General features: G+C 35.0%; 7 protein-coding genes and 1 tRNA gene. All 8 read right to left on the reverse strand.

The annotated features are described in order from the left end of the window. Window positions 1-1099 (reverse strand): amidohydrolase family protein (locus tag UIB65_RS04810; protein WP_330039978.1); only part of this gene is annotated, 1099 nt, incomplete at its 3' end. 8 nt (window positions 1100-1107) lie between these two features. Further along, window positions 1108-1497 (reverse strand): DUF126 domain-containing protein, encoded by a 390-nt coding sequence (locus tag UIB65_RS04815; RefSeq protein ID WP_295113537.1) that lies wholly within the window; start codon window positions 1495-1497, stop codon window positions 1108-1110. A gap of 18 nt (window positions 1498-1515) precedes the next feature. Next, entirely contained in the window at window positions 1516-2082 is a 567-nt protein-coding gene (locus UIB65_RS04820; RefSeq protein ID WP_330039979.1) for a zinc ribbon domain-containing protein, read from the reverse strand. Between the two features lie 8 nt (window positions 2083-2090). Then, a complete protein-coding gene (truD, locus tag UIB65_RS04825; RefSeq protein WP_330039980.1) occupies window positions 2091-3347 on the reverse strand; it encodes a tRNA pseudouridine(13) synthase TruD in 1257 nt (418 codons plus the stop codon). A gap of 20 nt (window positions 3348-3367) precedes the next feature. Continuing rightward, window positions 3368-3441 (reverse strand) — tRNA-Arg (locus UIB65_RS04830). Between the two features lie 51 nt (window positions 3442-3492). Next, window positions 3493-3930, reverse strand: a complete 438-nt coding sequence (locus UIB65_RS04835; protein WP_330039981.1) for a hypothetical protein — start codon at window positions 3928-3930, stop codon at window positions 3493-3495. 51 nt (window positions 3931-3981) lie between these two features. Beyond that, window positions 3982-5346 carry an AIR synthase-related protein gene (locus tag UIB65_RS04840; protein WP_330039982.1) on the reverse strand — a complete coding sequence of 455 codons (1365 nt, stop codon included), beginning with the start codon at window positions 5344-5346 and terminating at the stop codon, window positions 3982-3984. A 2-nt stretch (window positions 5347-5348) separates the two neighbouring features. Beyond that, window positions 5349-5669 (reverse strand): imidazole glycerol phosphate synthase subunit HisH (gene hisH, locus UIB65_RS04845; protein WP_330039983.1); only part of this gene is annotated, 321 nt, incomplete at its 5' end.

Genomic DNA, 5669 nt, shown 5'->3' on the forward strand with positions numbered 1-5669 from the left:
CTTTTACCAAGCCCAAATTGTTTTGGCCTAAAAATTCAGCAGCCTTGACAGTACCACTAGCTATCGCTTCATCACTGGACATTCCTATTTCCATTAAATGAATCAGTTCTTCCAAATTATGCCCATGAGGTATAACCCCACTATCAGTTCCCATCAATATGTTAACTCCTTCCTCATATGCAGTTGAAATGTTTTCCTTGTGAACTTTAACAATTTCCTTTAGTTTTTCTGTTTTCTCGTTAGCGTAGTTATCCCATATTGGAAATCCGTTTTCATATAAGAATTGATGGACCAAAAGAGTTGGAACTAAATTAACATTATTTTTAACCATCTTTTGAGCAGTTTTCCTATCAACAAATGTACCATGCTCTATTGATGAAAAACCAGCATCAATACAATTATTCATACCCTTCAGACTATGACAATGAGCGGAAACTTTCATGTTATTTGCACTAGCTTCTTTAACAATAGTTCTAAGTTCTTTCTTGTTAAACTGTGGAAAATCCGGAGAGGAGTTTGTAGTCAAAACTCCACCACTGCACATTACCTTTATAAAATCAGCACCAGCTCTTTTAACTTCACGTGTCTTTTTCAAAACTTCCGCAACACCATCACATCTTCCCTTTGGAAAACCAGGATACATAATTTCCAAATCAAATCCTGATGGGAGCAACAAGTCAAAATGACCTCCAGTCATGACTAAAGGAGTAATTGACAAATGAATTTTTGGAGCTACAAATAAATTTCTTTGTTGAGCCAATTTGAAACTCAAATCAGCAGAACCACAATCCCTAATTGAAGTAACACCAGCATCAATAGTCTGTTTTGCATGAGGAACAGCATTGTAAAAATGAATTCCTAATGGATTTGCCATGTTTTCTTCTTTATGAAATCCTTTTGCAAAAATATGAGCATGGCAATCAATAAAACCACTAAGCAGGTAATTGTCATTACCATCAATGACCTTGACATTGTTTTTAGTTGATATTTTCTGTGAGGAAATCTCTTTAACCAAATTTTTTTCAATCAAAACATTACAGTTGGATTTGACCTCTTCGAATGGATTGACAACATTCACATTTTCAATTAGAGTTTGCATTATCACACCTACAAAATCTCTATAGTTCCATTATCTCCGTCAACTTCCACCAAAGTTCCATTAACCAAATCTTTAGTTTCAGCAGGAGAATCAACCATTGGAATATCAGACATTATAGCGCCTGTAGCTATAATCGGTTCAGCATTAAGGCAAATTATCGCTTTAGGGGCTGTGTTATTTTTCATCATTTGGAAAATAACGTATGAGCCAACAGTAGACCCTTTTCCGCCGGGAATGAACAGTACCTTATCTTTAATTATTTCCCCTTTTAGTTCATGATTCGGATCAATGATTTGTCCGTTTTCTGGATTTACACCACCAAGAAAACTGATAGGTTCTGTTGAAACAATCAATTCACCTTTTGCTTTTCCTTTTGCAATATTTCTACATTCAATCATAAAATCACCAAAATTTACTTAAAACAATTTATCTTCAACATATTCACCATTGTTTATTGCATTAGTAGATTGAATTGTGTCAACTAAAGCCCAAATCCAAATTACTAAGCACAATAACGCACCAATGATTAAAAGAACTAAAATTGCAGATATAATATAACCTATTAAGAATAATACGCCCTTATTGTTAAGGCCTAAATAAAATTGGCCGAGACCAGGGAAAATTACACTCAAAACAACGGCCAACACCATGTTTTTTTCTTCACCGCCAACTGATGGTGAACCAGGACGAGTATTATTTAATTTTCTGGATAAATCATGGCCACATTCAGGACAGAATTTGAAATCACCATTGAGTTCAAAACCACAATTTGTACAGAATTTTGATTTCTTTGTTCCAGCAGGAGTTTCTTTTACAGGTTCCTCTTTAACATTTTCAGAAGCTTCTTCAAAGCCAGCACCAGTTTCTTGAACTTCAGAAGTTTCTTCAGCTGGAACAGCTTCACTTTTTTTAAGCAAAGCTCCACAATTTGAACAGAATTTTGCATCTTTTACGTCTTTTCCACAATCTTGACAGATAACCATCATCTCACCTAAATAACATCTTTTTTCATTACTTCTCTTAAAACTGCAGTCGCATAAGATCCTTTACTAATTGAAAATTCACATAAAACACCATCATCTGTTGGAATAGCCGAAGTGTCCCATACTTTAAAACGCATAGCACGTCTTAATCCATGACTTCCCAAACGAGGCATTTTTGGAACTTCAAAATCTTCTTTGGTAATATTGTAGTTTTTTAATATATTCTCTTCCATCTCTCCAACAGTTCCACCAGCAAAAGGAACCTTTGTACCATATAATGGACAAGTGGGACTAGCTTGAAAAGTTTCAATTAATTCCTGGAATTCTTCAGGAGTTTTATCGCGAACAATATGCTCTTCAGGATCTATTACAATATCTCCTTCAACATATTTGTCAATTCCCATTTTTACCCTATTACTTACAGCTTCATTAAATAGATAAGATTGATATGCATGTACAAACATTCTTTGAAGTGGCTTCGGAAGAGCGTGTAATGCATTCATATACGATTTGTCAGTCAATTCACCTTTTTTGGAATCTTTAATCAATTCCTTAATCATCATCTTTTCATAACGCATTCCCTTACCCATTAAATTAAGGGACTCCTCTAAATTACCGTCATCAAATGCCTGTCTTGCCAATTGATTTTCTTCAGATTCATCATCCTGAGGATTTCCAATATACCTTCCAACAGCTTTTTCAAGGTCATTTTCAACTAAGGCTTCACCAACAAGATGAGTGATTGTCCTTGGTTTTCCAAATCTCTGCCAGCCAAAATAATTGGGAACGCCTGTTGATTCCAATTCTTTTAAAACTTCATTAGCAACATCAGTGCTTTTTTCAATATCGTCCAAGTCCCTGACAAGTATTTTGAACTTATTTCCTTTAAGTTGGCCCATTCTCAGTTTTTTACGGCCACGAACAATCTTTAAAAAATCAGTCTTATAAATGTCCAAATTTTCAACTTGTTTGAACTGCTCTTCAGAATCCATATTTGCAATGCAAATCCATTGACGAGTTAAAGCCTTTTTATCCTTCATTCCTGCAAAGCCCATTCTTTTTCTAGAAATATGCAAATCGCGAGCAATATCCAAAGCAACATCCAAGGTTGTTCTTCCCAATTTTTCAATCCAGACATAAACGTTGGGACCTTCACCTTCAGGAATTATTTCAGGAATTTCCTCCACATAAAAATCTTCATATTGGTTTCTAATAGTTCCACCAATACCCTTTTGAGATGTAACATAAGTATTAGCATTTAACATAATAATCACGGAAATAATAATGCCCTGGCCGGGATTTGAACCCGGGGAATGGGATCCGCAGTCCCATGTGTTATCCAAACTACACCACCAGGGCTAAACAAAATAAGATAACAATTAATTATATGATTTTTATAGTATTTAATAATTACCATACCGACAACGTATAAGAATAATCCCCATAAGTTCTTATGGCCACAGATATATCCTTTGATTTTGAATAATCTCCCGAACTAGCTAATACCTTATCATCCAAGACGTTATTTTCACTGAATCTATAATTTTTAATATTTAGACCTGAGAACTTATCTTTGCAAATTTCAGAAACTTCACTAATCGACTCTTTTGAATTTTTACCCTCCTGTAGAATTGTTGAAATTTCACCAAGAAATGTTTTATCCGTGAAATTGATTTTACCGCTTAAAAATTCCATAATGTCTTGAGCATTTTTAGAATCTTTTATTTCACTCGAATAATCAGAATCCATTGTGAAAATAGCCTGATTAAAAATCATAAATGCAAATAACAATAAAATAACAGCTAAAATAGCTTCTACAATAATAAAATTTCCTTTATCATCCAACATGAATGATAATAGGATTTTAAAATTAATAAAAAAAGTTGAAGTGTGAAAAAATTAATTTTCACGAATGTGTTTTATCACTTTATCCTTTTTAGCAATTGCAGCATCTGAAGCCTGTTGAACCTTTTGCTTCATTTCTTCAAAGTCTTCAGGAGTAGTCTCACCAACCAACTTTTTAATTTTGGTATAGGCTGCTTCTCTAAATAATGGAACAAGTTTTTCTTCTGTTGAATCCTCTTTAATCAAAATAGGTTCTCCGGAATTATTAACTTCCCCAATTTCAGAAATTGCCACATCATATTTTGCAACTGCTTTTTTAATGTCTCCAACAATTTCTGGAGGTGCAATAAGCATCAATGAATCTGTTGAAACACCCAACGGATCAATATTTAAAGTTTCAAGCATATTTAAAACATTTGGAGCGACCATTTGTCTTATTTCTTTTTCATAAAATTCCAATCCAACACCAGTTGTGTTTGATATTTCATGAGCATCCCCTCTAAGACCTCCATTAGTTACATCAGTCATTGCATGAATGTCTTTTACAAGGTCAGCTTCAAACAGAGCATGTGATGCCTGAACAAAGTTAACATTCATGGTATCCCATACAACATCGAAAAATCCATTATATAATGCAGTTGTTGTGATTGTTCCTCCACCGGAACCCTCTGTTAAAAGAATCACATCCCCCTCAGTAGCACCTTTTCTTGCAGTTGGAGGATAGTTGGAAACACCGACACTTCCAACGGCTGAAACAAACCTGTCCCCTAAAACCATATCTCCACCGACACGTAAAGTACTTCCCGCTACGATTGGAACATCGACCAGCTCGGAAACCGCTGCAACACCTGCAGTGAAATCAAATATTTTAGCAACATCTCCATCATCAGCCAAGTGTACATCACTTAATATAGCAACAGGGTCAGCCCCCATTACACAAACATCCCTAAGTGTTGCCCTTGTTACATGAAAACCACCTAAAAATGGATATTCACTTAATCTTGAGTGTATTCCATCAACGGCAGTAGTAATATAAACTTCATCATTATTAGCCTGAGCCTTGACAACTCCTCCATCATCCTGCTCTGATGGATTGACTAGAGATGCAGTATTTGTGGATGAAACTATCTCTGCAATTTTTCTGTGGACAAAAAAGTCTCCAGCTCCACGAGACCCTACTCCCATTTCGCCCATCAATACATCTGCCTTATTGACATTAGCTATTTCCTTTAAAAATTCATCATCACTTTCCTGTAATTTCAATGTGGTTTGAACCTCATCTATTACCGCCTTTGCCATCTCTTTAGAGTTATCTTCTGAAATCTTTTTATATTCTCTTATTCTTACAGCTAAAATATCCGCCAAATCATCATATGAATAATCATCAATCCTAGCTCTTACAAATCCTTCAATATCCATAGTTATATCTCCAATCTAGTGAAATTCTTTAAAATTTTAAGTCCTGCAATACCGCTTTTTTCTGGATGGAATTGTGTTGAAAATAAATTATTTTGGCTTAAAGATGCAACAACATCCCCACCATAATCACAAGTGCCCGCGATGATATTATCATCATCAGGAACAACATGATAAGAATGAACAAAATAAAAGTATTCCTTGTCAATACCTTCTAGAATAGGCGAATCATTACATACATCTAGTCTATTCCAACCCATATGTGGAATTTTTACATCACCGCTTAACAATTCTGCATGGCCTTTGAACAAGTTAAGGCCTTCAAC

Source organism: Methanobrevibacter sp. (assembly GCF_036307625.1).
Taxonomy (GTDB): Archaea; Methanobacteriota; Methanobacteria; order Methanobacteriales; family Methanobacteriaceae; genus Methanocatella.

Bases quoted from the DNA above. Each gene is read 5' to 3' on its own strand.
- UIB65_RS04815 (WP_295113537.1), bottom strand. From the start codon at position 1,497: ATGATTGAATGTAGAAATATTGCAAAAGGAAAAGCAAAAGGTGAATTG.
- UIB65_RS04820 (WP_330039979.1), bottom strand. From the start codon at position 2,082: ATGGTTATCTGTCAAGATTGTGGAAAAGACGTAAAAGATGCAAAATTC.
- truD (WP_330039980.1), bottom strand. From the start codon at position 3,347: ATGTTAAATGCTAATACTTATGTTACATCTCAAAAGGGTATTGGTGGA.
- UIB65_RS04835 (WP_330039981.1), bottom strand. From the start codon at position 3,930: ATGTTGGATGATAAAGGAAATTTTATTATTGTAGAAGCTATTTTAGCT.
- UIB65_RS04840 (WP_330039982.1), bottom strand. From the start codon at position 5,346: ATGGATATTGAAGGATTTGTAAGAGCTAGGATTGATGATTATTCATAT.